Source organism: Laceyella tengchongensis (genome assembly GCF_900182735.1).
GTDB classification, from domain to species: domain Bacteria; phylum Bacillota; class Bacilli; order Thermoactinomycetales; family Thermoactinomycetaceae; genus Laceyella; species Laceyella tengchongensis.
Genome location: NZ_FXTU01000004.1, coordinates 181,799 through 208,178 on the forward strand (window position 1 = coordinate 181,799; position 26,380 = coordinate 208,178).

Annotated in this window: 25 protein-coding genes; 19 read left to right on the forward strand and 6 right to left on the reverse strand. The window is 51.0% G+C overall.

The features are described 5' to 3' along the window. Window positions 1–17 precede the first annotated feature (17 nt). Together QQZ12_RS10330 and QQZ12_RS10335 are read left to right on the forward strand one after the other, a co-directional pair. Window positions 18–1,199: an acetyl-CoA C-acyltransferase gene (locus tag QQZ12_RS10330; RefSeq protein ID WP_102993321.1), complete on the forward strand. Its 1,182-nt coding sequence runs from the start codon at window positions 18–20 to the stop codon at window positions 1,197–1,199. A 78-nt stretch (window positions 1,200–1,277) separates the two neighbouring features. Continuing rightward, window positions 1,278–3,059: an acyl-CoA dehydrogenase FadE gene (locus QQZ12_RS10335; protein WP_154986427.1), complete on the forward strand. Its 1,782-nt coding sequence runs from the start codon at window positions 1,278–1,280 to the stop codon at window positions 3,057–3,059. 53 nt (window positions 3,060–3,112) lie between these two features. On the opposite strand, the gene QQZ12_RS10340 is transcribed toward QQZ12_RS10335, so the two are convergent. The 3 genes from QQZ12_RS10340 to QQZ12_RS10350 all read right to left on the reverse strand — a co-directional run bounded on the left by QQZ12_RS10340 (window position 3,113) and on the right by QQZ12_RS10350 (window position 5,203). Next, a complete protein-coding gene (locus tag QQZ12_RS10340; RefSeq protein ID WP_054096248.1) occupies window positions 3,113–3,502 on the reverse strand; it encodes a DUF2512 family protein in 390 nt (129 codons plus the stop codon). A 99-nt stretch (window positions 3,503–3,601) separates the two neighbouring features. Then, a complete protein-coding gene (locus tag QQZ12_RS10345) occupies window positions 3,602–4,342 on the reverse strand; it encodes a YheC/YheD family protein (protein WP_102993318.1) in 741 nt (246 codons plus the stop codon). 93 nt (window positions 4,343–4,435) lie between these two features. Beyond that, complete coding sequence (locus QQZ12_RS10350) at window positions 4,436–5,203, reverse strand: DUF2935 domain-containing protein (RefSeq protein ID WP_284724388.1); 768 nt, start codon at window positions 5,201–5,203, stop codon at window positions 4,436–4,438. A 454-nt stretch (window positions 5,204–5,657) separates the two neighbouring features. On the opposite strand from QQZ12_RS10350, the gene pruA reads away from it, so the two are divergent. Further along, on the forward strand, window positions 5,658–7,202 hold the full coding sequence (gene pruA, locus QQZ12_RS10355; protein ID WP_102993316.1) for an L-glutamate gamma-semialdehyde dehydrogenase: 1,545 nt from the start codon (window positions 5,658–5,660) through the stop codon (window positions 7,200–7,202). A gap of 64 nt (window positions 7,203–7,266) precedes the next feature. On the opposite strand, the gene QQZ12_RS10360 is transcribed toward pruA, so the two are convergent. Then, on the reverse strand, window positions 7,267–8,433 hold the full coding sequence (locus QQZ12_RS10360; protein WP_284724389.1) for a DUF418 domain-containing protein: 1,167 nt from the start codon (window positions 8,431–8,433) through the stop codon (window positions 7,267–7,269). A 105-nt stretch (window positions 8,434–8,538) separates the two neighbouring features. Here QQZ12_RS10360 and QQZ12_RS10365 point away from each other — a divergent pair, with 105 nt between their 5' ends. The 7 genes from QQZ12_RS10365 (at window position 8,539) to QQZ12_RS10395 (ending at window position 13,595) form a co-directional block, all read left to right on the forward strand. Next, on the forward strand, window positions 8,539–9,207 hold the full coding sequence (locus QQZ12_RS10365; RefSeq protein WP_284724429.1) for a TetR/AcrR family transcriptional regulator: 669 nt from the start codon (window positions 8,539–8,541) through the stop codon (window positions 9,205–9,207). A 369-nt stretch (window positions 9,208–9,576) separates the two neighbouring features. Further along, window positions 9,577–10,305: an amino acid ABC transporter ATP-binding protein gene (locus tag QQZ12_RS10370; protein ID WP_284724430.1), complete on the forward strand. Its 729-nt coding sequence runs from the start codon at window positions 9,577–9,579 to the stop codon at window positions 10,303–10,305. A gap of 72 nt (window positions 10,306–10,377) precedes the next feature. Beyond that, window positions 10,378–11,223 carry a transporter substrate-binding domain-containing protein gene (locus QQZ12_RS10375; RefSeq protein WP_284724390.1) on the forward strand — a complete coding sequence of 282 codons (846 nt, stop codon included), beginning with the start codon at window positions 10,378–10,380 and terminating at the stop codon, window positions 11,221–11,223. 141 nt (window positions 11,224–11,364) lie between these two features. After that, window positions 11,365–12,024, forward strand: coding sequence for an amino acid ABC transporter permease (locus QQZ12_RS10380; RefSeq protein WP_029071915.1), 660 nt, complete (start codon window positions 11,365–11,367; stop codon window positions 12,022–12,024). Between the two features lie 15 nt (window positions 12,025–12,039). Next, window positions 12,040–12,693: an amino acid ABC transporter permease gene (locus QQZ12_RS10385; protein WP_102993907.1), complete on the forward strand. Its 654-nt coding sequence runs from the start codon at window positions 12,040–12,042 to the stop codon at window positions 12,691–12,693. A 145-nt stretch (window positions 12,694–12,838) separates the two neighbouring features. Continuing rightward, entirely contained in the window at window positions 12,839–13,183 is a 345-nt protein-coding gene (locus tag QQZ12_RS10390) for a hypothetical protein (protein WP_284724391.1), read from the forward strand. Window positions 13,184–13,346: 163 nt separating this feature from the next. Then, a complete protein-coding gene (locus QQZ12_RS10395; RefSeq protein ID WP_022737058.1) occupies window positions 13,347–13,595 on the forward strand; it encodes a twin-arginine translocase TatA/TatE family subunit in 249 nt (82 codons plus the stop codon). Window positions 13,596–13,655: 60 nt separating this feature from the next. Here the strand turns inward: QQZ12_RS10395 and QQZ12_RS10400 are convergent, their stop codons facing one another. Both QQZ12_RS10400 and QQZ12_RS10405 read right to left on the reverse strand, forming a co-directional pair. Then, a complete protein-coding gene (locus QQZ12_RS10400; RefSeq protein WP_022737057.1) occupies window positions 13,656–13,868 on the reverse strand; it encodes a YbdD/YjiX family protein in 213 nt (70 codons plus the stop codon). A 13-nt stretch (window positions 13,869–13,881) separates the two neighbouring features. Continuing rightward, window positions 13,882–15,957, reverse strand: a complete 2,076-nt coding sequence (locus QQZ12_RS10405; RefSeq protein WP_102993310.1) for a carbon starvation CstA family protein — start codon at window positions 15,955–15,957, stop codon at window positions 13,882–13,884. 380 nt (window positions 15,958–16,337) lie between these two features. Here QQZ12_RS10405 and QQZ12_RS10410 point away from each other — a divergent pair, with 380 nt between their 5' ends. The 9 genes from QQZ12_RS10410 (at window position 16,338) to QQZ12_RS10450 (ending at window position 26,196) form a co-directional block, all read left to right on the forward strand. Then, window positions 16,338–17,213, forward strand: a complete 876-nt coding sequence (locus tag QQZ12_RS10410; protein ID WP_102993309.1) for a LysR family transcriptional regulator — start codon at window positions 16,338–16,340, stop codon at window positions 17,211–17,213. Window positions 17,214–17,544: 331 nt separating this feature from the next. Next, entirely contained in the window at window positions 17,545–17,832 is a 288-nt protein-coding gene (gene gatC, locus QQZ12_RS10415) for an Asp-tRNA(Asn)/Glu-tRNA(Gln) amidotransferase subunit GatC (protein ID WP_102993308.1), read from the forward strand. Window positions 17,833–17,847: 15 nt separating this feature from the next. Then, window positions 17,848–19,314, forward strand: a complete 1,467-nt coding sequence (gatA, locus tag QQZ12_RS10420) for an Asp-tRNA(Asn)/Glu-tRNA(Gln) amidotransferase subunit GatA (protein ID WP_102993307.1) — start codon at window positions 17,848–17,850, stop codon at window positions 19,312–19,314. Next, window positions 19,311–20,744 carry an Asp-tRNA(Asn)/Glu-tRNA(Gln) amidotransferase subunit GatB gene (gene gatB, locus QQZ12_RS10425; protein WP_102993306.1) on the forward strand — a complete coding sequence of 478 codons (1,434 nt, stop codon included), beginning with the start codon at window positions 19,311–19,313 and terminating at the stop codon, window positions 20,742–20,744. The genes gatA and gatB overlap by 4 nt, the downstream gene beginning before the upstream one ends. Window positions 20,745–20,803: 59 nt before the next feature. Further along, window positions 20,804–21,115, forward strand: a complete 312-nt coding sequence (locus QQZ12_RS10430) for a hypothetical protein (RefSeq protein ID WP_102993305.1) — start codon at window positions 20,804–20,806, stop codon at window positions 21,113–21,115. 32 nt (window positions 21,116–21,147) lie between these two features. After that, the gene (locus QQZ12_RS10435; protein ID WP_102993304.1) at window positions 21,148–21,909 is read left to right on the forward strand and encodes a sirohydrochlorin chelatase; all 762 of its coding nucleotides are present in this window, start codon (window positions 21,148–21,150) and stop codon (window positions 21,907–21,909) included. A 208-nt stretch (window positions 21,910–22,117) separates the two neighbouring features. Next, entirely contained in the window at window positions 22,118–23,212 is a 1,095-nt protein-coding gene (locus QQZ12_RS10440) for a HupE/UreJ family protein (RefSeq protein ID WP_189318891.1), read from the forward strand. Window positions 23,213–23,272: 60 nt separating this feature from the next. Then, window positions 23,273–24,688: an NADP-dependent phosphogluconate dehydrogenase gene (gene gndA / locus QQZ12_RS10445; RefSeq protein ID WP_102993302.1), complete on the forward strand. Its 1,416-nt coding sequence runs from the start codon at window positions 23,273–23,275 to the stop codon at window positions 24,686–24,688. Window positions 24,689–24,894: 206 nt separating this feature from the next. Continuing rightward, complete coding sequence (locus QQZ12_RS10450; protein ID WP_102993301.1) at window positions 24,895–26,196, forward strand: NCS2 family permease; 1,302 nt, start codon at window positions 24,895–24,897, stop codon at window positions 26,194–26,196. Window positions 26,197–26,380: the final 184 nt, after the last annotated feature.

Consider the following 26,380-nt stretch of genomic DNA (forward strand, 5'->3'; position numbering starts at 1 on the left):
GAGAAGGAGGAAAGATTATGCGTGAAGCTGTGATTGTCGCCGGGGCGAGAACGGCGGTCGGCAAAGCGGGGAAAGGTTCGTTGAAACATACCCGCCCAGATGACTTGGCCGCAGAGGTGGTAAAAGATTTGTTGCGCCGCGTCCCGCAGGTGGACCCGAAAGAGATTGAAGATGTGGTGTTGGGATGTGCTTTCCCTGAAGGGGAGCAAGGCATGAACATGGCTCGGCTCGTCGCTTTGCGCGCCGGATTGCCAAACGATGTGCCGGGGATGACTGTGAACCGGTTCTGCTCTTCCGGTTTGCAGACGATTGCAATCGCCGCGGAGAAAATCATGACCGGTTTCGCCGATATCATCATCGCCGGCGGTGTGGAAAGCATGAGCATGGTGCCGATGGGCGGCTACAAGCCAGCTCCCAACCCTTATTTGATGGAGCACTTGCCAGAGGCGTACATGTCCATGGGGCACACGGCCGAGGAAGTGGCGAAGCGGTTTAATGTAACCCGTGAAGACCAAGACCGGTTCGCGCTCGCCAGCCATCAAAAAGCGTATGCAGCCATCCAATCGGGCAAATTCAAAGACGAAATCGTACCGATCACGGTGAAAGAGCATTCTTTCGATGCCAAAGGCAAGTTGCAGTTCACGGAGCGGGTGTTTGACACCGACGAAGGGGTTCGTCCGGACTCCAACTTGGAAACGCTCAGCAAGTTGCGCCCCGTTTTCCATGTGAATGGCACGGTGACGGCGGGGAATGCATCGCAAACCAGTGACGGCGCGGCGGCGGTGATCATCATGTCCCGCGAGAAAGCAGAAGCGTTGGGTGTGAAACCGCTAGCCATTTTCCGCGGGTTCGCTTTGGGTGGAGTGGCTCCGGAGATTATGGGAATCGGACCGGTGGCAGCTGTACCGAAGTTGCTCGACAAAGTGGGAGTCTCCTTGGATGAGATCGACCTGGTTGAACTGAATGAAGCTTTTGCATCGCAAGCGGTAGCGGTGATTCGGGAGCTGGGCATCAATCCTGAAATCGTCAATGTCAATGGTGGTGCCATTGCGTTGGGCCATCCGCTGGGATGTACTGGAGCGAAGCTGACTGTTTCTATCATAAACGAGCTTGAACGGAGAAATGGAAGATACGGAATCGTCACCATGTGTATCGGCGGCGGCATGGGCGCGGCCGGTTTGATCGAACGGGTTTCGTAACAGAGGCAACCATGCCGGCGCGATAGCACGGCGCCGGCAAACGCCAGCATATCTTATATTCACTTCGACTATGGGAGGATGACAAAAGTGGCGGATAAAAAAGTAAAAGGCGGAGCTTTCCTGCTGGAACAGGCGGACTTGCAAGATGTGTTTACTCCAGAAGAGTTTAACGAAGAGCAAAAGATGATTGCCAAAACAACAGAAGACTTCGTTAAAGATAAAGTGTGGCCGGTGCTGCACGAAATCGAAGAACACAAATTTGAGCACACGGTGCGCCTCTTGGGTGAAGCAGGCGAATTGGGTCTGCTTGGCGCCGATGTGCCAGAGAAATACGACGGACTCGGCTTGGATAAAATCAGCTCCAGCCTCATCACCGAAAAAATCTCCCTGGGTCGCGCATTCGGCTTGTCCCACGGTGCCCATGTCGGAATCGGTACGTTGCCGATTGTGTTCTTCGGTAATGAAGAACAAAAGAAAAAATACCTACCCGGCCTGGCTACGGGACAAAAGTTCGCCGCTTACGCACTGACCGAGCCGAGCTCCGGTTCCGACGCGCTGGGAGCTAAAACCACCGCAGTTCTGAGCCCAGATGGCAAGCATTACATCTTAAACGGTGAAAAGCAATGGATCACCAACTCCGGCTTTGCTGATGTATTTGTCGTGTACGCCAAAGTAGATGGCGACAAGTTTACCGCTTTTATCGTTGAGCGTGATTTCCCGGGTGTATCCGTCGGTCCGGAAGAGAAGAAAATGGGGATCAAAGGTTCCTCCACCCGTACACTGATCCTGCAAGATGCGCAGGTGCCGGTGGAAAACCTGCTCGGTGAAGTAGGCAAAGGGCACAAAATCGCCTTCAACATCCTGAACATCGGCCGTTACAAACTGGCTGTCGGCACCTTGGGTTCGGCTAAGCGGGCATTGGAGATCTCCGCCAAATACGCCAAAGAGCGCAAACAGTTTAACATTCCAATTGCCAAATTCGGCTTGATCCGAGAGAAGTTGGCGACGATGGCTACCAAAATTTACGCGTTGGAAAGCTTGGCCTACCGGGTGGGCGGCATGTTTGACGCCGGACTGGAAGGTGTAGAAGACGCTGAAGGTGCAGCTGTCGCTGAAGCGATTGGAGAATTGGCTATTGAGTGTTCAATCGCCAAAGTGTTCGGCTCGGAAGTGCTGGACTATGTGGTGGATGAAGGGGTACAGATCCACGGCGGTTACGGCTTCATGAATGAGTATGAGATCGAAAACATGTACCGTGACGCGCGGATTAACCGCATCTTCGAAGGCACCAACGAAATCAACCGCTTGCTCATTCCGGCGACCCTGATGAGAAAAGCGATGAAAGGCGAGCTGGCGCTCCTGCAAGCGGGAATGGAACTTCAAGAAGAGCTGCTGTCCATGATGCCATACATTCCAGAAGAAGACGCTCCTGCTTTGGAAGCGGAAGAGCATCTGGTGGAAAATGCCAAAAAGGTGTTCCTGATGGTCGCAGGCCTGGCCGTGCAAAAATACGAGGCCGAATTGAACAAAGAACAAGAGATTCTGCGTGACATCGCAGACATCGCAATTGAGACGTTTGCTATGGAAAGCGCGCTGTTGCGCACCAAAAAAGCCATCTCCAAAAACGGGGAAGACAAAGAGCAAGCCAAAATCGATTTGACTCGTGCGTTTATCTACGAATCGTTCCAGCGGGTGGAATCGTTCGCTCGCCACACCCTGGCAGCGTTGGAAGAGGGAGATGTGTTGCGTACGCAACTGTCTGTCCTGAAGAGACTCACACGCCTCGAACCGCTGAACGAAGTGGCTTTGAAGCGGACCATTGCTGCGCGCATCTTGGATGCGGAAAAATACGTTGTATAATTGAGCGAGGAAAAAAGAGCAACCCCTCGGCCCAAAGCTGGGGGGTTGCTCTTTTATGGAAAAATCTCTTCCTTTCCGCTCAGACGATGAATCCAGCGGTGAAAAAACCATTCGATCGCGCTGTAGATGATGGAAACCGTCAGCGAAAGCTGAAAAAGCGGGATGTTTTGAAGCTTATACAATTGCAGTCCGATGTCGCTATCGAATGTGTAGGTGCCGATCAACCAAACTAAAGTGAAGCTCACGAACAAATCGGAGAGGGTTGAAAACAGATTGCCGATCCGCGGCAGGAGATAGACATCCATCGCATAGCCCGATAAAGTCAAGGCGATGCTGGTGAGTAAAATCCACGCGGTCGGGACGTGATAGGCAAAGCCTAATATGAGGTAGAGAATGAGACTGGTATAAATGAATTTCACTAATAACTGAAACGGATGGCTCATCAACCTTCGCCCCTTGCGTTTGTCATCTTCTTCTAGCATGCCACGGATGAAATGGCCTTATACCCGTTCACCAGACAGAATCAATCACCTGACTCCTCGTCAGCGCGCCAACCGGTGCAACAGCAGAATCCGCTTATACGCTTTGGCACTTAAGTTTTTAAACACCAAACCGCCAGGCTTGATATTGATTTCATAAATCCACATGTGGCCATTGCCATCGATACCTATGTCCAGCCCGTATTCTGGCCATTTGGGATAGCGGGCGCTCATGACCGCAACAGCCCTGCGGGATAGCGCGATCATATTGTCGATGGTGGCCAGCGCGGCGTGGTGTGTGTATCCCATGCCTTTGGTCAGGAGGGGATAGACATGAACAGATTTCCCGCCGCTGTAGGCATTGGTGGCGATCCGGCGATGGGGTGCGACGCGTCCGACGATACCCGCTACCACCCACTTGCCGTGCACACGGGACAAGTGCACGCGGATGTCTACCATTTGCCCAGTCAATGTCTGGCTGCGGATTCCACGCTGAATCAAATATCGACGGCGCATTTTATGTTTGAGCAAAAAGGTATATAGGGTGTGGAGGGATTGGAAGACACGGGGGCGGTGCTCTTCGCGTGAACGCAAGGCGAAATGGGAGGGGTCGAGGCGGTCGACACGAAATAACCCTTTGCCTTGGCAGGAATTATCCGGTTTCAAATAAACAAAAGCGTACCGTTTTAGCATGTCATCGAGGTTGGACAAAGTGAGGGGGAGCGTCTTGGGTAGGTGGGGAGCCAAGAGAGGGTCTTGTTGAAGCAATCGTTTGTTATGCTGCTTGCTTATGATATTGTCCATGGCGGTTATGTTCCTCCCCTAAGAGAATGTTGGTATTGCTATATCCTATGAAGGGAGGAACATGAAGTGTGGTGGAATGACTAGGGGGCCCGCCTAATTTTCTATTGGGCGGCAACGGGGTTTTTTAATTTCCGAAACTTGTGCCAGCTTATGCAGATAATAGCATTCTTCTCTGTACATGTGATCGGCCATCAGCGGGGCAAGGGTGCCTAACAACTTGTTGCTGAGGCGAAGCTCTTCTACCTCTCGCAAAAATGCTTGAAACACGCGGATCTCCAAATCCACCTCTTTGTTGAAACGGGACAAGGCGGGAAAATGAGACAACTGTGTTCGCAAATACCCGGTTAACTCGATGGCCTTTATGTAAAATTCCTCAAATTTTTTAATGAAATAGCGTTGTTTGCGTTTGAATTCTTTTTCCGTACCATCCGTATTGATTTGAATCCCTTCCGCGTGTCCGGCCGCGTCGGGCAACCAAAGCAGGTGGTGGTGCAAAGGATGCTCAAGGGGCGGAACTTGATTGTTGATCAGGCAGCCCAAAATGCGTAGATACTCATCGATTTCGTTCACCATATGATTAATGAAGGTTGGCGGCAAATGAAAGGTGATGGATTCGGTTAACAAGCGGCGCAAAAGATGGAGTTTCAGCTCTCGCAACGATTGAGCAGCTTCCTGTGACGCGTTTAGATCAAAGGGGGTGTGGTCAGCCAAATGGGTAAACCGTTGCAACAGCGCCTGCGCTTGGGCGATTTCTTTCTCCTCGGAGGGGCCGAGTGCATCAAGAATGAATTGGCAATGATCCCGCAACACAGCCAGCCAAAACCGCTGCTCAAAATGTGTGGCCTGTTTGATATCGGACATGTTTGTTCCTCCTTGCATGCGATTTCCGTACCATGTTATGCGGAGAAAATGGACAATAGTCGCAGGAATAAAGCGAATGTTTATGCAATTTGATGCATGATTATAAAAATTTTAAAGGTGGATGATAATATTATTTTACGGAGAGAGTGAATGGGGTTGATGGAATACCAGATAGAATAAAATGGAATAGGAGGAAAAGTGGAAAGTGGAAGCGACAGCCTTGATGGGGAGCCAGCTTTTTTTATTGATAGGTGCTTAAGCTGGAGCGGTCACGGGTTAAAGGAACTCTTACTTTCATTTGGGATTTTATTATTGTATAGTATTAGGTGATAAGGTCTTTTTATTATATAGTTTGAAATAAAAATAAACAAGGCTCGTTTTGCCCGTCGTTTCATGGTAGGGTGGGTAGTGGGCTACACTATCAAGGAACGATCAAGCTATAGGAGGTTATGAAATGATCGAGTACCGCAACGAACCGTTTACGGATTTTTCCCAAGAAGCTAATCGTCGCGCTTTTGAAACCGCTTTAAACAAAGTGAAGTCTGAGCTGGGCAAAGAATATGACATCATCATCGGCGGCGAGCACATCAAAACCGATCGCAAAGTAAAATCGATCAACCCATCCAATGTGGATGAAGTGATCGGGATTGTGTCCGAAGCCAATACCGAATTGGCTGAAAAAGCGATGCAAACGGCTCTCACCGCTTTCGAAAGCTGGAAAAAAGTGAGCCCGGAAGCACGCGCGCGTGTGCTGTTTAAAGCTGCTGCCATCCTGCGCCGCAAAAAGCATGAATTCTCGGCTTGGATGGTATTGGAAGCGGGCAAAAGCTGGCCAGAAGCAGATGCGGATACAGCGGAAGCGATTGATTTCATGGAGTTCTACGGCCGTGAAATGATTCGCTTGAGCGAACGTCAACCGCTGACCCCATTGCCGGGCGAAGACAACAACCTTTACTACATCCCGCTTGGCGTGGGTGCGATCATTCCGCCATGGAACTTCCCGCTCGCGATCACAGTAGGTATGACCACCGCCGCAGTAGTGGCTGGGAACACCGTCGTGCTGAAACCAGCGACCCCAACCAACGTGATTGCTTACAAATTCATGGAGATCCTCAAAGAAGCTGGCCTGCCTGATGGTGTAGTCAACTATGTACCGGGACCAGGCAGAGAAGTGGGAGAATACTTTGTGACCCATCCGAAAACCCGTTTCATCTCCTTCACCGGTTCCCGTGAAGTCGGCTTGCGCATCAACGAGTTGGCGGCCAAAACCGTGCCAGGCCAAAAATGGATTAAGCGCGTAGTGGCTGAAATGGGCGGAAAAGACTCCATCGTGGTAGACAGTGACTGCGACATCGATTTGGCGGTTGACAGCATTGTGAAGTCGGCATTTGGTTTCTCCGGCCAAAAATGCTCCGCATGCTCTCGCGCCATCATCCACCAAGATGTGTATGATGAAGTGTTGGAAAAAGTGGTTGCCAAAACGAAAGAGCTTAAAGTTGGCGAAGCACAAACCTTGGGCATTGACCTGGGTCCAGTTGTGGATGACAAAGCGTACAACAAAATCCTTGAATACATTGAGATTGGTAAACAAGAAGGCCGCCTGATGGCTGGCGGTGGCAAAGCCGAAGGGAACGGTTATTTCATCCAGCCGACCGTGTTTGCGGATGTGGCACCTGATGCACGGATTGCCCAAGAAGAAATTTTCGGTCCGGTGGTAGCGTTTATCAAAGCGAAAGACTTTGACGATGCCTTGGCGATTGCCAACAACACCGATTACGGTTTGACCGGTGCCGTCATCTCCCGCAACCGCATGCACTTGGAGCGCGCACGCGAAGAATTCTTCGTGGGTAACCTGTACTTCAACCGCAAGTGCACGGGTGCGCTGGTAGGTGTTCATCCGTTTGGCGGATTCAACATGTCCGGTACGGACTCCAAAGCAGGTGGCCGTGACTACCTGTTGCTGTTTACCCAAGCAAAATTGGTATCGGAAGCGCTGTAAGCCTGTGCAAAGAACAAGCCGTCGGGAATCGACCCGGCGGCTTATTTGTCGTTTTGCTCTGCAATCAGGCGCGCAAGCTTTTTTCCGTCCGTTTTCCTTTCTCCAGCAATCCAGTCAGCGCCTTGCGGGCGGTTTCCATCGGCCCCATGGGGAAGCGCCGGAGCCATAAGTGGGCGAAAAGCAGTTGAAACAGGCAGACGCCGATCCAAATGGCGATGACCGTAAGTGAGTTGAGATTGCCGCCCAAACCAATTCCCCATCCGTAAAACAAAATCGAGCACACGATATTCTGCAACACATAACAACTCAAGGACATTTTACCCGCCTTCTCCAAGAAGCCCCACAGAGACAAGGAACGGAATTTGTCTACCAACCACCCGATCAACCCCATGTAACCGAGCGACAGAATCGGGGCGAATAGATACCGCACCGGAAAGTCGAAATAACCGCCAGGAACAAACCACAACAAATTGAGAGGCAAGCCGACGAGCAAACCGATCTTCATCAATTTCTTCCGCAGGTTCCGGCCGTTGACGTCATCTTGGAAGGCCCCTTTTCGCATCAATTTGACACCGATCAAAAACAGAAGGGTATTGTAAGGAATGGCGTAGAGCGCTTCGAGGCGCAAGAGCCAAAAATCACTGAGCCGATATTGCACCTGTTCCCACCAGGTTCCGCTTTGATAGAGGGTGATCACCGCTTGAGGAGTGGCCATCGTGTCGGCGGTGACTTGATGAGCTAGCACGCCCAAGCTGACGAAGCCGATGAAGAAAACGTGAATGACCGCGAAGACGATCATGGCGATGCGCATCACTTTTTCTCCCCCCTTGACGATGAAGGAGACTAGAATCGCCGTCACGGCATAAGACATCAAAATGTCGTACTCCATCACCAAGGTGAAGTGTAGAAATCCTTCCAACAGCAAAATGAGTGAAATCCATATATACATGCCCGGCCAGGGGCGCCCCAATCGTTGCGCTTGCCGATATTTCAACTCTAATCCGATACCGAACATGATCGCTAACAAACCGAGCAATTTTCCGTTGACCAAAGCAAGCATCAAGGTGCGCCAAAACGCGTCCGCCGAGGACCACCATTCGTTGTGGGTAAAGGTTAAAAGATAATTTAAGTCACCCAAATACGCAAATAGCCAGATGTTGGTCCCCAATGTGCCTAAGATCGCTAACCCCCGCAAAATGTCCAGCGTTTTGATTCGCTTGGCGTGTGCCATCTTTTATGCTTCCTCTCCCATCCTTTGGTTTTATTTCGTACAGAAGTACCAAATAAATATTAACACAATTGAGCGAAATAAATCAAGTGTGCTATAATTTTGTTTATGCCAAAAAAAGTGGATCACGAAAAACAAAAACAGAAAATCGCGGAAGCCGCTTGGCGGGTTATTCGCAACGAAGGGCTGGAGCAATGCACGGTGCGCAACATCGCCAAAGAAGCGGGATTGCCGGTCAGCTCGATGCGCTATTATTTTTCCAACCAGTCGCAGCTGTTCGTGTTTGCCACCAAGCATCTGAATGACCGCATCGCGCAACGGTTGGAGACCATCCCTTACACGGGAGTTCCTTTCAATGACCTCAAGTTGTTGCTGGAGCAATTCATCCCATTGGATGAGGATAGGCAGTTGGAAGTGGAAGTGTGGCATTCGTTTTCAGCCAAGGCGCTACATGACCCTGAGCTACAGCCGCTGAATGAAGAGATGTATGAAGACTTGCACCAAATTATTCGGGGAGCGCTACGCTTGCTGACGCAGGTGAACTTGTTAAAGCCTGATCTTGACCTTGATTTGGAGACGGAGCGACTGTATGCGTTGGTAGACGGATTAGCGATACATAGCATTCTCCTACCGGACAAGTTCCCGCCAGCCAAGGTTGACGCCATTTTGACGCACCATCTGGAACCTTTGTTTCTTCACAGGGACAGCCAGGATAATTTTGTGATGGAGGAGATTTCGAAGGCTTTAAAAGCGTATCGATTAGGCTTGCTCAACTGAATAAAGAGGAGGGATGATGACGTTCACGCGAGGAAGGGACGTGTGTTACGCCTCGCGAGTCGAGCGACTGGGTCGAGCTTGATATGGCCCGTTCATCACATCGATATGCGGCTTCATGCGGAAGAGCCCCGAATCTCACCTGTGTAGGTGGGGTTCGGGGTTTGTTATTTGCCAGACCCGCCCTCGTGCGAAGAGCAAGCAAGAGAGGGGGCCAGAGTGGCCGGAAAAAAGAAATGGCGGCGATTTGTAACTTATTGTAGCGATTTGTCGTTTTTTGAAGCCTTCAATGTAAGATGAAAGCATGACCGGGTGACCGGAATAAAAGATTGACTATTGTTACTCTTTGCACGATGAAGGGAGGGATTAGCCATCATCCGTTTTAAGGGAGTGAATAAATGGTATGGCGACTTTCAAGTTTTAAGCGATATCCATCTCGAGATCAAAGCCGGTGAGGTGGTTGTCATTTTGGGCCCGAGTGGTTCGGGCAAAAGCACGTTGTTGCGTTGCATTAATCAGTTGGAGACGATCTCGGACGGAGAGCTGATTGTGGATGGATATAATGTGCAGGACAAAAAAACGGACATCAATCGCTTGCGCCAAGAAATCGGCATGGTGTTTCAGCATTTTCATTTGTATCCGCATAAAACGGTGTTGGAAAATATCACGTTGGCACCCCGCAAAGTGCGCAAAATGCCCAAGGAGGAAGCGGAACGCATCGCGCGACAATACTTGGCCAAAGTGGGCATTCCGGAAAAAGCGGACAGCTATCCAGCTCAGTTGTCAGGCGGACAGCAACAACGCGTGGCCATTGCCCGTGGGTTGGCCATGAAGCCAAAGATCATGCTGTTTGATGAACCGACATCGGCACTGGACCCCGAAATGATCGGCGAAGTGTTGGATGTGATGCGAACACTGGCCAATGAAGGGATGACCATGGTCGTGGTGACGCACGAAATGGGATTTGCCCGTGAAGTGGCGGACCGGATTATTTTCATGGACGGGGGCCGCATCTTGGAAGACGCTACTCCTGACCAGTTTTTCAACCACCCGAAAGAAGAGCGGACACAGGTTTTTTTAAGCAAAATCTTAAAACACTGAGCCACGCGTGGGGCAGGACGGGTTAAAAGAACGGTGGAGTGGAGAGAAGGCACATGAAAAGGGGAGATAGGCATGCGCAAATGGTGCACTCTTTTACTGATAACCGCCATGGCGTTGTTTGGCGCCGCTTGCAACGGAACCGGCGGTGGGGGAAAGGTAGCCGATGACAACTCGCTCGAACAGATTAAGCAACGTGGAAAGCTGGTTGCCGGCGTCAAATACGATACGCACCTGTTTGGATATAAAGATCCCGCGGACGGGCAGGTCAAAGGGTTTGAAATCGACTTGATGAAAGAACTGGCTAAGCGCATGCTGGGAGATGAGTCCAAGTTGGAGTTAAAAGAAGTGAATTCCAAAACGCGGATCAAGCTGCTCAATGGCGGAGACATCGATCTGATCTGCGCTACGATGACCATCTCGGAGAAGCGAAAAAAAGAAGTCGATTTCTCGCGCGTTTATTTTATGGCTGGTCAATCGTTGCTCGTCCCCAACAACAGTCCCATCAAAACAGTGCATGACACCAAAGGGAAAAAAGTGGCCACGGCCAAAGGGGCGACCAGCGGAAACAACCTGAAGTCGGTGGAGCCTGACGCGCAAATTCAATTGTATGAAAATTACGCCGATGCGTTTACCGCTTTGCGCGCGGGTCAAGTGGACGCCTTGACCACGGATGACAGTATATTGATGGGCATGCAACAACAAGATCCCAACTTCAAACTGGTTGGGGGCCAATTCACCAAAGAGCCTTACGGCATCGGCTTGAAAAAAGGGGCGAATGAGCTACGAGCCTATGTCGATCAATTTCTCGATCAAATCATCGCGGACGGTACCTATGCCAACCTGTACATGAAGTGGTTTAAACAAGCGCCGCCTCAAGATCTGCCCCGGCAGGCGGTACAAGCTTCGCCTGGGAAATAGAAGAGGAAGCAAAGGATGGGAAGGATGTTTTCCAGCGGTTTCACTGGTATGCGGTCGGAAAACATCCTTTTCCGATGAAATGAGGAGGCGCTCACCGTGTGAAGGTTGCTTTCGGCCGAGTGGGAATGAGAAAGGAGTGGCGTGCAGGTGGATTTCAGTTTTTTGGAGTTTTATCAGCAAGAGTTCTATGATGGGTTGTGGACAACGATTTCCGTTAGTTTGCTTGCACTGGTCTTCAGCCTGATCTTAGGTACGGTGATCGCCGTGTTGCGCATCTCCGGTGTTAAGGCGTTGGCCGGTTTTGGAACGGCGTATGTTGAGTTCATCCGCAACACCCCCCTCGTCGCACAGATTTTCTTTGTCTTTTTCGCTTTACCTGCGGTGGGGATCAAGCTCTCACAGTTTGCGGTGGGGACGATTGGCTTGTCCATTTACACCAGTTCTTATATCGCAGAAGTGATCCGGGCCGGAATCCAATCCGTGCCGCGCGGGCAGATGGAAGCAGCCAGGTCGTCGGGAATGACTTATGTCCAGGCGATGTGGTACGTTATTTTGCCGCAGGCGTTTAAACTAATTGTCCCGCCGCTTGGTAACCAGTTCATCAATCTAGTGAAAAACTCGTCAGTGTTGGCGGTAATCGCGGGCGGAGAATTGATGTATTTCACCGATGTGGCTACGACGGAAGCAGATGTGACGCCTGTATATCTTTTTGTTGCGGTCGTTTATCTGCTACTCACTGTTCCACTCAGCCTGTTGGTCCATTTTTTAGAACGCCGTTGGCTGGGCAAGGAATCTAGTTAAATGGAGGGGGAAGCGATGGATTTTTCCTTTTTGACACGCGCCGACATTATGAAGACGTTGTTGGACGGTCTGTTGGTCACCTTGGAAGTCGCCTTGTTTTCGATTTTATTCAGCTTCATATGCGGCATTGTCTTGGGAACGCTACGCTACACCAAAATACCCGTGCTATCCCACTTGGCGGCGCTATATATCGAAACGGTTCGCAACCTCCCACTTTTGTTGATCATCTTCTTCGGGTTTTTCGCTTTCAAAGAGTGGGGCTGGGAATTGCCGATCACCATATCGGTGATCATCAGCATGACCATTTTTACATCTGCGCTGGTCGGGGAAATCGTGCGCGGTGGCCTGAATTCGGTTGACAAGGGGCAAATCGAGGCGGCGCGGGCTTCCGGTTTGACTTATGTGCAAACTTTGTGGCACATTGTGTTGCCGCAAGCATTGCGGCGCATGATTCCGCCGATGGTGAGCCAATTTGTCTCATTATTGAAAGACACTTCACTAGCGGTAGCCATTTCATTGCCCGAATTGATGCATAACGCGCAAATCGTGTACAGCCGTTATTACAACATGACCGTTCCTTTGCTGATTTTTGTGTCGTTGGTCTATTTTGTGATCAATTATAGTCTCTCGCAAGCAAGTAGGCAGTTAGAGAAAAAATTAGCAGGATAGACATATTTTGGATGTTGAGGTTATCATATAATATACATGAGATTGTCGTGCGGGTTGGGAAGGAGCCGATTGGTAACAAGGCTTTTGTAAAAGGTTGATGATAGAAAAGAGAAGCGTATGAGAATAATTAAGAGGGTTGGGGCTGATGGTAATGGAGGAGATCAAATCGCTCATCTATGCGGTGCTTGAAAGATTGGATGTCCAAGGAGCGAGCGTGGAGCAGTTAAAGACGGACATGAACCGGATGCACGAAGATATGGTGCGTTTGGAACAGTGTTTGGAGAAGTGGGAGCGGCATTGGGTCGGATTGGAAAAGGACATGAAGGAAATCAAACAGGAGATCGCGTCGATGCAACATCGGCAACAAACATTTGATGAACAGCTGGCGCGGGAGGAAGAATGGCAATCTAAGATCATGCAAGCGTTGGCGCTCTGTTCGCCGGAGCAAAAAAAGGAGTTGTCCAAGCTGATGGACAAAAGCGTGGGTTGATGTGAAAAGCGCTGTTGGACAGTGCTTTTTTTGTTTAGGTGAAGATTTAAAAGGAAGAGCCCAGTGCGAGGGGAAAATAGGCTTTTCTTTTCTATTGGCGGCAAATAGCTGTATAATACAACTGAGAATGCGCCCGATCTTTTTTGCCGGAAGGAGGGAAACCATGGGCATCAATGGGATTGAGTGGATTCTGATTTTTATCGTGGCATTGATTCTGTTTGGACCGAAGAAGTTGCCGGACTTGGGACGAGCCCTTGGCAAGTCGATTCGTGAGTTTAAAAACGCGACCAACGGCCTGATGGATGATGACGACAAAAAAGAAAAGCCCCAAGCAATTGCGGCGACTGTGACGGAACCTGCTTCCGCAAAAGCCGAAGTGAAGAAAGAAGAAGTGAAGCCGCAAACAAACTAAGGGATCTGATGCGCCGGCAAACAAAAAGCCAGACAGCCTTATGGCCGTCTGGCTTTTTGTTCAACAGCACCGGCGAATGCTACCGCCGCCATATTTCTCATCAGTGGCCCGACGATGGAATTCCGCTTCGGTAAGTGGGGTTTCTCCAGGATGATGCTTGTGAAAATGGGCGAGATACCGCTCATAGTCTGGCACCCCGGCCATGCCGTTCAGATAAGATGCCAGCGCTTTCAACATTTTTAGCCAGATTGGGCAAGTCGCTTGTTTTTCCATGACTTTCCCTCCCTTATACTCCAGGTTGGCGTGGGACATAGGGTGCCTCCTTCAGCGGGAGGTTTTCCCGCTTGACCAGCACTTTATACCAGACGCGCACCGCATCGAGAATGATGATTGCCACCAAGGCCATGAAGAGGAGTGTCATCACCGCATCAATGTGGTTGTTGAACGCGATGCGCTCCATCTCTGCAATGGATTTGGCTGGTGCCAGCACTTGTCCGGAAGCGATTGCCTGCTCGTATTTTTCGGCTGCTCGCAAGAAACTGACAGAGGGGGAGTCGTGGAATAGCTTTTGCCACCCTGCGGTCATCGTCACCGTTGTGAGCCAAACGAGCGGAACAAAACTAACCCAAGCATACACCGCTTTTCCCATCTTGATGAGAATCGTCGTGCCTATCACCAACCCCACAACCGCCAACATCTGATTGGCGATGCCGAATAGCGGCCACAGGGTGTTGATGCCGCCAAGCGGGTCAATCACGCCCTGGTATAAAAAGTAACCCCATCCGGCTACGACCAGACCGCTGGCCATGATGTTGGCGGGATACCAGTCTGTTTTTCCTAACTTGGAATGGAAATGCCCCAGCAGATCTTGCAAAATGAAACGGCCAACCCGTGTGCCGGCGTCAATCGTTGTCAGGATGAACACCGCTTCAAATAAGATGGCGAAGTGATACCAGAAGGCCATGAGTGCCTTCCCGCCGATCACGCTGGAGAAAATGGTCGCAATGCCAACTGCCAACGTGGGTGCGCCGCCCGTGCGCGACAAGATCGACTGTTCACCGATGGCGTTGGCCAAATTTTGCAGGTCGGCCGGTGTGATCGTGAATACTTCGCCGAACTTGGAAACCGTAGCAGCAGCGGAGGCTACGTCGGTGCCGATGATGGCTGCTGGGCTATTCATGGCCATGTAGACGCCTGGTGTGAGCAGACAGGCGGCGATCAGTGCCATCACCGCGACGAGTGACTCCGTCAGCATGCCCCCGAAGCCGATCATCCGCGCATGGGATTCGCGAGTGATCATTTTGGGAGTGGTGCCAGATGAAACCAAGGCGTGAAACCCAGAGATGGAGCCGCAAGCGATGGTGATGAAGACGAACGGGAAGAGGTCGCCGGCAAACACGGGGCCGGTGCCGTCGATGAATTTGGTGATCGCGGGCATTTGCAAATCAGGAAGTACAAGCAAAATACCGAAGGCCAGCGCGAAGATCGTGCCCACTTTCAGGAAGGTGCTCAGATAGTCGCGGGGTGCCAACAACAGCCAAACCGGGATAACCGAAGCGATAAAGCCGTAAATGATCATGAGCCAGGCGATGGTGGTGCCTTCCAGAGTGAAATAGGTGGCTAGCGTCGGATGGGTGGACACCCATTGCCCCAGATAGAGCGAAAGCAGGAGCAAGGCAAACCCGATCAATGAGGTTTCCAGCACTTTCCCCGGACGCAAATAACGCATATAAACACCCATGAACAGGGCGATGGGGATGGTCATGGTGATGGTGAACATGCCCCAAGGGCTGTCGGCGAGCGCTTTGACAACTACCAGGCCCAGCACGGCCAATAAGATGATCAGAATGCCGAGAATGCCGAACAGGGCGGTGAAGCCCCCGACTGGCCCGATCTCTTCCTTGACCATGTCACCGATGGATTTTCCGTTTCTGCGCATGGAACCGAAGAGAACGATAAAATCATGTACGGCACCGCCGATCACGACCCCGACAATGATCCACAGGGTGCCAGGCAGATACCCCATTTGCGCGGCCAAGATCGGGCCGACGAGTGGGCCGGCGCCAGCGATTGCTGCGAAGTGGTGCCCAAACAAGACCCATTTGTTGGTGGGGACGAAATCTTTGCCGTCATTGTGAATCTCGGCTGGAGTTTTGCGGTTGTCGTCCAATTCAAACACTTTTCTGGCCAAGAAGCGGCTGTAAAAGCGGTAACTGATAGCATAAGAGCAGATGGCGGCCGTCAGTAGCCAGATGGCGTTGACCGACTCACCGCGTTGTAGTGCGAGGATGGCGAAAGCGGCGGCGCCAAGCACAGAGATGCCTGTCCATAGCAGATAAGAAAGCCAACGAGAACGGATCATACCATACCTCCTCAAGAAAGCGGTATTAAAATAGAGATTTTATTCTAATTATATATACAATTTTTAAAATGGCAAATCGTATTTGCATCGTAATCATGCACGCTGGAAGCGGTAAAGAGAAAAATGGAGAAGGAAAGCCCTTCTCTCTACGCAAGCCATTTATTATGGTATCAAGTTTGCCCAAGCGAAATGAGGAGTGCTGACACGGTGACGACGGAGATCAGCATGGAAATAAGTCAAAGCCATGCTACCTGCTCCCATTATACGGAATATTTAAACAGTCCTTTTACGGTTGCATTTTAATGTCTAAATTTATTTATGTTAAACTATTAGTGTTAATAATAGATATAAAAAAAATCATACACAGGTGATGCTGGGACATGAATATCAGTGATTTGGAAGTGTTTAAATCCGTGGCCACCCATAAAAGCATCAGCAAGGCGGCCGTCCGCTTGAATTATGTTCAGGCCAATGTCTCCAACCGGATCAAAAAGATCGAGTCGGTTTTTCAGACACAGTTGTTTTACCGAACAGGTCGGGGCGTGGAATTGACACCGAAGGGAAAAGATTTTTTGGAATACGCCAAAAAAATATTAGCCCTTTATGAAGAAATGAAACAGTCCATCCATCACCTGCCACCCGCTCCCGATTCCTTGGCTGTTGGTGCGACAGTCATTACATCCAACCTCCACATGTCACCCATCATCTCCCTTTACCATCAATTGCATCCCCAAGTAAACCTATCCTTGTCGACCGGCACCACGGAAGAGCTTACCAATGCCGTGCTTGCCAATGAATTGGATGGCGCGTTGGTGATCGACTTCGACAAAGAAGTGAAGCTCGCCAAAGAGCACATTATCGACGAAGAATTGGTTTTGATTATGAACGCTTCTCATCCCCCGTTGACCTCGTATAAAGACTTGCAAAATCAAACGCTACTTCTTTTGCGGTCGGGATGTCGATACCGGGCCAAGTTGGAACGGTGGTTGACTGAGGAACAGATCATCCCCCATAAAAAAATAGAATTTTATACGATAGAAAATCTGCTAGGGTGCATGCGCTCCGGGATGGGGGTGGCCCTTGTTTCCCGTTCCATGAGCGACAAACTGGTGCAGGAAGGATGGGTTCGCAGTTATCCCATCCCCAAACAATACCGAAAGGAGAGCATCGTATTCATTTGCAAAGAGGAAGCGGTGGAAACACTAGAGCCGTTTGTGGCGATCATCAAGGACTACTTCCGCCAATACAGATCATAATTTCACCAGCAGGCAAGTGTCGCCAGGAAGAGATGGAATATTTCGATTGTTATAGTGTGAAAGGTGAATTATGCTTTTGCCGACATTCCTTTGAGAGTGTTCAGATGGTAGACAACCCCCGTCAGTTGCATGTTCGTCTTAGGCCCTGTGATGGAAGGGAAGCGACTTCGATCGTTTGGGGCCGCTAGGGAATGCGGTCTGACAACCCGCTTTGGGGCACTTTGTCATCCGTCTCGGCACTCCTTAGTGAGTGTTGGCTTTCTTTTTGTGCTATACTGTGAAAAGATTTGACTTATGATGCAAGGTTTATTGTTTGCGGAGGTGAAGAAAATTGTCTATTTCCAAAGAACAAGTGCAAAAAGTAGCGATGCTGGGCCGATTGAAGTTGTCCGAGGAAGAGGCGGAGCAATACACCACCCAGCTTAACGATATTCTTCAATTTGTGGAAAAGCTGAACGAGTTGGATACAGAAGCCGTGGAACCAACGAGTCATGTCCTGCCCATGCAGAATGTGCTTCGGGAAGACGAGGTTCGGCCTTCGCTTGAGCGGGACAAAGCATTGGCCAATGCGCCGGAGCAGCAAGACGGCATGTTCCGCGTGCCAGCTGTATTTGAATAATAGGGGGGAAACGGAATGTCTTTATTGCGTGACTCATTGAAGGAAATACATAAACGACTCTCCACTGGAGAATTGTCGGCAAGTGACCTGGTTGAAGAGTCCTTGGCGCAAATTGCGAAAGTGGACGGCGACGTGCGCGCTTTTTTGAAAGTGGATGAAGAAGGGGCGCGCAAACAAGCAGCAGAACTAGACAAAAAGTGGGCCAACTCCTCCACACGCGGCTTGTTGGGAGGATTGCCGGTCGGGCTCAAAGACAACTTGTGCACGGAAGGGCTGACGACCACTTGCGCCAGCCAGTTGCTTGCCAACTACAACCCGATTTATAATGCTACGGTTGTCGATAAGCTTGCTGAAGCCGAATCGGTTACCGTCGGCAAACTGAACATGGATGAATTCGCCATGGGTGGCTCTACGGAAAACTCCGGTTTTCATCCTACATACAATCCTTGGGACCTCTCCCGGGTGCCGGGTGGTTCTAGCGGTGGTTCTGCGGCTGCTGTCGCTGCAGGGGAAGTTTATTACGCTTTGGGCTCCGACACAGGCGGATCGATCCGGCAACCAGCGGCGTTTTGCGGCGTGGTCGGCCTCAAGCCTACCTATGGACGGGTCTCACGGTACGGTCTTGTCGCTTTTGCTTCGTCGTTGGATCAGATCGGCCCGTTGACCAAAAACGTGGAAGACGCCGCTTATGTGTTGCAGGCGATCTCCGGGCATGATGCCAAAGACTCTACGTCGGCCCAAGTGGACGTGCCTGACTTCTTGTCCGCCCTGACTGGCGATATCAAGGGGCTCAAAGTGGCAGTGCCCAAAGAGATGATGGGTGAAGGGATCGATGCGGGGGTTAAAGAGCGCGTTCAAGCGGCGATCAAGAAGCTGGAACAAATGGGAGCAGTGGTGGAAGAGGTGTCGTTGCCTCACTCCGACTATGCCGTGGCCGCTTATTATCTGATCGCTCCAGCGGAAGCTTCGTCCAACTTGGCCCGTTATGACGGGGTTCGTTACGGTGTGCGCAAACAAGGGCAAAATCTGTTGGACATGTACCTCGAAACGCGTAGCCAAGGATTCGGCTCGGAAGTGAAACGGCGGATTATGCTGGGTACGTATGCGCTTAGCTCGGGTTATTATGATGCGTACTATTTGAAAGCGCAAAAAGTGCGCACCTTGATCCGTCAAGATTTTGAACGGGTATTCGCTGACTATGACGTCATCGTCGGGCCGACGACGCCGACGACGGCCTTTAAGATCGGTGAAAACATCAACGATCCGTTGACAATGTACATGAACGACATCTTGACCATCCCTGTCAACTTGGCTGGATTGCCCGCGATTAGCGTGCCGTGCGGCTTGGCTGAAGGCTTGCCGGTCGGCCTGCAAATCATCGGCAAAGCATTTGACGAAGCGACCGTACTCCGTGTGGCACACGCGTTTGAGCAAGAAACGGAACGACTGCCTGTTCCGCCGTTGGGAGGGAAACGAGCATGAGCAAATATGAAACGGTGATTGGACTGGAAGTCCATGTGGAGCTTTCCACGAAAACCAAGATTTTCTGCGGCTGTTCTACGGAATTCGGGGCTCCGCCAAATAGCCACACCTGCCCGGTGTGTCTGGGACATCCCGGAGTGTTGCCGGTGCTGAACAAAGAAGCGGTCAACTTCGCGATCAAGGCAGCCATGGCCTTGAACTGCGAGATCGCCGAATACAGCAAGTTCGATCGGAAAAACTACTTCTATCCAGACTCACCCAAAGCGTATCAAATCTCGCAGTACGACCAACCCATCGGGCAAAACGGCTGGATTGAGATTGAGGTGGATGGGGAGAAAAAACGAATCGGCATCACACGCCTTCATTTGGAAGAGGATGCAGGAAAGCTAAACCACCTGGAAGAGGGAGAAGGCTCTCTCGTCGATTTCAACCGTGTCGGTGTGCCATTGATCGAGATTGTGTCGGAGCCTGATTTGCGCTCTCCAGCGGAAGCCAGAGCGTATCTGGAGAAATTGAAGCAGATCATTCAATACACCGGTGTGTCCGATGTGAAGATGGAAGAAGGCTCTCTCCGCTGTGACGCCAACATCAGCTTGCGGCCGGTGGGACAAAAGGAGTTTGGCACCAAAACAGAAATGAAAAACCTCAACTCGTTCCGCAATGTAGAGCGGGCGCTGGAATATGAGCAAGGACGCCAAGCAGAGATGTTGGATCGAGGCGAGAAGATCACCCAGCAGACCTTGCGCTGGTTGGAAAATGAAAATCGCACCAAGTTGATGCGCAGCAAGGAAGAAGCGCATGACTACCGCTATTTCCCAGAACCGGACCTGGTACGCTTGCATATTTCAGAGGCCTGGAAAGAAGCGATCCGTCGCGAGTTGCCAGAGTTGCCGGATGCTCGTAAGGAACGTTATATGACTGAATTCCAACTGTCCGACTACGATGCCACGATTCTTACCAATACCAAGGCGGTTGCCGATTATTATGAGCAAGTGGTCGCGGCCAATGTCGACCCCAAATTGGCCTCCAACTGGGTGATTACTGATCTGTTGGGCCACCTCAATGCGGAAGGGAAAGAAATCACGGACATCGTGATGACGCCCGCCCATCTGGCTGGCATGATCCAACTGATCCAAAAAGGGACGATTAGTACCAAAATCGCTAAAAAAGTGTTTAAAGAGATGCTTGCAACCGGTAAAGAACCAAATGTGATCGTCGAAGAGAAGGGCCTCGTCCAAATCAGCGACGAAGGGCAGTTGCGTGAGGAAGTGACCAAAGTGTTGGCGGCCAACCAAGAGTCGGTGGAAGACTTGAAAAACGGCAAAGACCGCGCACTCGGTTTCCTCGTGGGTCAAGTGATGAAAGCGACCAAAGGGAAAGCCAATCCGCAACTGGTCAACAAATTGATTAAAGAAGAAATCGGACTATAAAAGGTTGGGGAGCTCGCCTTTCAAAGAGGCGGGCTCCTTTTAAAAAGGGGGCGACAGAGATGCTGGGCTTTTACCTGATCATCGCTGTCTTGTTTCTCGGCGGAGGGCTTTATCAACTGTTTGTCGCTCAATTGCCCGTCTTTGCCGTCCATTCGTTTTTGGTAGCACTTTATTTTTATGTCACTTTCTATGAGCTGAGGGGTAAGCCGTTTTCCCGTAATGTGTATTTGATCACAATTTGGTTGCTGGTGGCCGACGGGTTGGTGAATCTTTTGCTGGTGTCTGAAAGTATATTGAGCGGGATGGTTAGCATGTTTTTCGCTTTTCTCTGCCTGCAATCGTACCGCCGCATCTATCGAGAACGGGCATAAACGGGCAGATGGAAACACAGGGGTGAGGCTGGATGGGTAAACGCGGTGTGCTGGTGATCGCGCATGGTTCAAAAAACAAAGATTGGGTGCACCTGGTTGACCGTGCTGTGTCACAAGCGGCAGTAGATGCCCCGCTGGCGACCAGTTTTTTGGAGTATGTGCCTGGACGGTCGGTAGTGCAGGGAATCGCGGCGCTGAAACAGCTAGGGGTTACTGACCTTGCCGCGGTGCCATTGTTCGTTTCTTCTGGAAGCACCCACATAGAAGAGATCCGTCACCTGCTCGGCGTGGGGGGCGAATTCCACAAGGTAATGATTCAGCAGGCGGTGCCGGGCGATCTGGTTGTTCGCTTGTGCCCGGCCATGGATGATCATCCGTTGATCGTGGAGGTACTGGCTGAGCGGGCGGGTTCTCTATCTACCCAGCCAGCAGAAGAAGCGTTATTATTGGTGGGGCATGGGAGTGACCAGATTGGATTTCAGGAACGGTGGCAGTCGATGATGGAGAGCTTGGCTCGGCAATTGCAAGCCAAGTTGGGATTTGCGGCTGTTGCCTGTGCCACCTTGTTGCCAGATAATGTACGACAGCAGCTTTTAGCGTTGTCAACAAGGTACCGGGTGTTGGTCGTGCCCCTCTTTTTGAGCGAGGGAACGTTTACTCGGAACAAGTTGCCAAAGCGGCTCAGCGGCGCCGAGGTGGTGTACACGGGGCAAGCTTATTTGCCCAGCCCTTTGATTCCGCACTGGATCGAGGCTGTGGTGCGGGAAGCATGGGCAGACAAATATGGGCAGTGAAACCGACAAGCCCCCCTTTACCATAAGGGGGGCTTCAGACTATGCTACTCTCTAATAGTTTCAAAGCAAAAGGACAACAAACTGAGGATGCGTAAAAAGCGAGTAGCGGCCCGAAGTGCATGGGCAAATGAACATTTCCGCAAGTTGGGCAAATAACTTCGTTCAAACATGATATAATCGTGAGTATGTTTGACAAGGAGTGATGCCGATGCGGAACGGGTGGCGCAGGTGGTTGATCGTCGTCCTGGCCTTATTGTTGTTATTGCCTGTACATCAAACGTCCGCCCATCCGTTGACCATTGTGTCGACGAAAGTCTCGTTGCAAGAGACATCCCTTACCGTGGAGATGTTGGTGGAAGCGGCCTTATTGGCGCGGGTCGATGGGATTCGATTGCAACAAAATGAACCGTTGTCACCTGAAACCAAATCCAAACTGGAGCGCATGATCCGTCAGTCTTTCAAGATCAGCAATGAAGATCGGCCGATGCAGGTGCGTTTAGTGGCGGCGGATTGGCAGAACCATGCGCACGTGGAACTGAAGTTGGTTTATTCATCCAATCAAAAATTGGGCAAGCTATCCTTTGTGGACGATCTTTTTTTTGACGTGGCGGGTAAACAGCACCAAAATGTGTTGACCCTCTCGGAGAATGGGACGAAGAGCACATTTGTCTTCAGCGAGAGTGTCAGGGAGTTGACGGTTCATGCCGGAACGGCCCTGTCTTGGTGGGTAGCCGCGCAAGAATTCTTCCAGTTGGGTGTGGAGCACATATGGTTTGGATTTGACCACTTGGCTTTTCTGCTGGCGCTTCTACTGGTGCGCGATCATTGGCGGGAGATGCTTAAGGTGGTCACTTCCTTCACCATCGCGCATTCCATCACATTGTTCTTGGCGATGATGAACATTTTGGCTGTTCCATCTAAGTGGGTGGAAGCGTTGATCGCCCTCAGCATCTTGTTCGTGGCGTTGGAAAATGTTTGGCTAGCCCAAGGGAAACCGTGGGTGAAGCGCTGGGTGCTAACGTTTTATTTTGGATTGATTCACGGTTTGGGATTCGCGGGGTCCTTGGCGGATATCCAGTTGCCGAAAAACCATTTGTTGACGGCATTGTTTTCGTTTAACATTGGGATAGAAGTGGGACAAGTCGTCCTAGTCGCTTTGGTGTGGCCCCTGCTGACTTATGCCTGGCGGTACAAGCCATTTGTCCTTGTGGCACGCGGCTTGACGGTCGTGATCGCCTTGTGCGGGCTGGCTTGGTTTGTGGAACGGGCGTTTGCATGGGACATTCCGATGTTTGATTTGTAAAGCCTCACGGTGGATTGACACCGATGAGGCCAATGTGATGAGAAGAAAGGGTGGAGCCTGATGGCGAAAAGTGATATTGGCGTAATCGGCCTAGCAGTCATGGGCAAAAACTTGGCCTTGAATATTGAGAGCAGAGGGTATACCGTGTCCCTGTTCAACCGGTCGCCGGAAAGAACAAAGCAAATGCTGGAAGAGCATGCGGGCCGGAAGCTGGTCGGCACTTACACGATGCAAGAGTTCATCGATTCGTTGGAACGGCCGCGACGGGTTCTGTTGATGGTGAAAGCGGGCAAGCCGACGGATGATATGATCGCCCAGTTGAAAAAGTATCTAGAACCGGGGGACATCGTCATCGACGGTGGAAACACGTTCTATCAGGATACGGTTCGCCGCAACCAAGAGCTGTCTGAAGCGGGCATTCACTTTATCGGCGCGGGTGTATCCGGCGGCGAAGAAGGGGCGTTGAAAGGGCCGGCGATCATGCCAGGCGGACAGCGTGAAGCTTATCAGTTGGTGGAGCCGATTCTGACGGCCATCTCCGCCAAAGTGAATGGGGAGCCCTGCTGTACATATATCGGTCCGGACGGAGCCGGCCATTATGTGAAAATGGTTCACAACGGCATTGAGTATGGGGACATGCAGTTGATCTGCGAAGCGTACTTTTTGATGAAACACCTGTTGAACATGGACGCCCAGGAACTGCATGAAGTGTTCGCCGAGTGGAATCAAGGCGAATTGGACAGCTACCTGATCGAAATTACTGCTGACATTTTCGCCAAAGTGGACGAAGAGACCGGCGAGCCGTTGGTGGAAAAGATTTTGGACACCGCTGGCCAAAAAGGGACGGGCAAATGGACCAGCCAAAGTTCGCTGGACTTGGGTGTGCCTTTGACCATCATCACCGAATCGGTGTATGCACGCTTTTTGTCAGCGATGAAAGAAGAGCGGATCAAAGCGAGCAAGTTGCTCTCTGGGCCGAAACCAGGCTGCACTGTGATCCAAGACCGCAAAGCGTTTGTGGAATCGATCAGAAAAGCCCTTTATGCAAGCAAAATCTGTTCTTACGCACAGGGATTTGCACAGATGAAAGCGGCGTCCGACGAGTTCGGTTGGGATTTGAAGCCGGGTGAAATCGCGATGATCTTCCGGGGCGGTTGTATCATCCGTGCTCGTTTCCTGCAAAACATTAAGGAGGCGTATGACCGCGACCCCGGCTTGACCAACCTGCTCTTGGACCCCTATTTCAAAGGCATTGTGGAAGAATATCAAGAAGCATGGCGTGAAGTGGTTGCCGCAGCGGTGCTCAACGGCATCCCGGTACCGGCGTTTGCCAGCGCACTGAGCTATTATGACAGCTACCGCTCTGAGCAGTTGCCTGCCAACTTGTTGCAAGCGCAACGGGATTATTTTGGGGCGCACACCTACCAGCGGGTGGACAGAGAAGGCGTGTTTCACACCCAATGGCTGGATAAATAATCAGCAAAAGAACGAAAGCGAAAACAGCACCTTTCCCTATCAACTGGGGAGAGGTGCTGTTTTTTTGCATGGTTTGGGAGGTGAGGATGCATCCTGTTATTGACCGGGTTAGCGCAGATAGAAAAATCACCCATTGAAAAAAGACTAAAAAACGAATAATATTGTTGTTGTGATGTTTAATATTCGTGTTTCGGAGGAACTCATTCATGTTTAATATCAAAAAAGCTGGCTCGACTGTACGAAATGAAATCGTCGCCGGTCTGACGACGTTTTTCACGATGTCATATATTATTGTGGTCAACCCGATCATTTTGAAAGATGCTGGTGTTCCGTTTGAAATGAGCTTTATGGCCACCGTGATCGCAACGATTGTCGGCACCCTGATCATGGGATTGTTCGCCAATTATCCGATTGCGATTGCGCCGGCGATGGGGTTGAATGCTTATTTTGCCTATTCTGTGGTGCAGGGGCACAAGGGATTGGGGTATGAGGCAGCGTTTGCCGCCGTTTTTGTCGCGGGAGTGTTGTTTGTTCTGCTCTCCTTGACTCCTCTGCGAACCAAACTGATTGAAGTGATTCCCGGCAATTTGAAAAGCGCCATCACCGCCGGAATCGGTTTGTTCATCGCGTTCATCGGATTGCGCATGTCAGGGTTGGTGGTAGATCATCCGAGCAACTTGGTTGCACTTGGCGATCTGCACTCCCCTTCGGTGATCCTCACCTTGGTCGGTTTGGCGATTACCTTGGTCTGCCTAGCACTAAACATCAATGGCGCCCTGTTCATCGGGATGCTGGGCACGGGGATTATCGCTGCCTTGATGGGGAAATTGTCATTTGACAAAGGAATTGTGGCCTTGCCTCGCTTTCCCGAACAGTTGGCGGTCTCCAATCCGGTCACCGCTGTGCAAGATGTGATTGATTTCGGCTTGTACGCAGTCGTATTTTCCTTTTTGCTGGTGACGCTGTTTGACACCACCGGCACCGTGTTGGGAGTGGCTAAACAAGCGAAGCTGATGGATGGGGATCACCTGCCGCGCGGGGAGCGGACCATCCTGGCCGATTCGCTGGCAACTCTCATCGGTTCGATTTTTGGAACGAGTCCAACTTCCGCTTACATTGAATCGGCATCGGGTGTAGCGACAGGAGGACGGACGGGATTGACGGCGGTTGTGGTGGCTCTGCTGTTTGCGGTGTCCGCTTTCTTCAGCCCGTTGATCGGCGCCGTGTCAGGGATGTCGGCGATCACCGCACCTGCGCTGATCGTGGTCGGCTCACTGATGATGGGGCATGTGGCTCATATCAAGTGGGACCGCATTGATGAAGCGTTTCCTGCTTTTCTGGTGATTCTGAGCATGCCGCTGACCTCCAGCATTGCTACTGGCATCGCGCTGGGCTTTGTCTCCTATCCGTTGATGAAGCTGTGCAAAGGAGAAAGCAAGCAGGTTCATCCACTGGTTTATGTGTTTGCTGTGCTGTTTTTGTTCCAATTGGTTTACTTGCCACACTGATTGAAACTGGTGTACCGGCCTTTTCCCGGCTATCCGGCTACGGGAAAAGGCTTTTTTGCGCTCATGGAACGGGGAGCTAGCAGTTCAGCGGGGGAAATCGACACAGGATTGTTCGATCTGAATGTGAAGTCGGGGCGGAAGTTGGGTAAACTAAAGTCATAATGGATGCATCCGTGAAAGTATA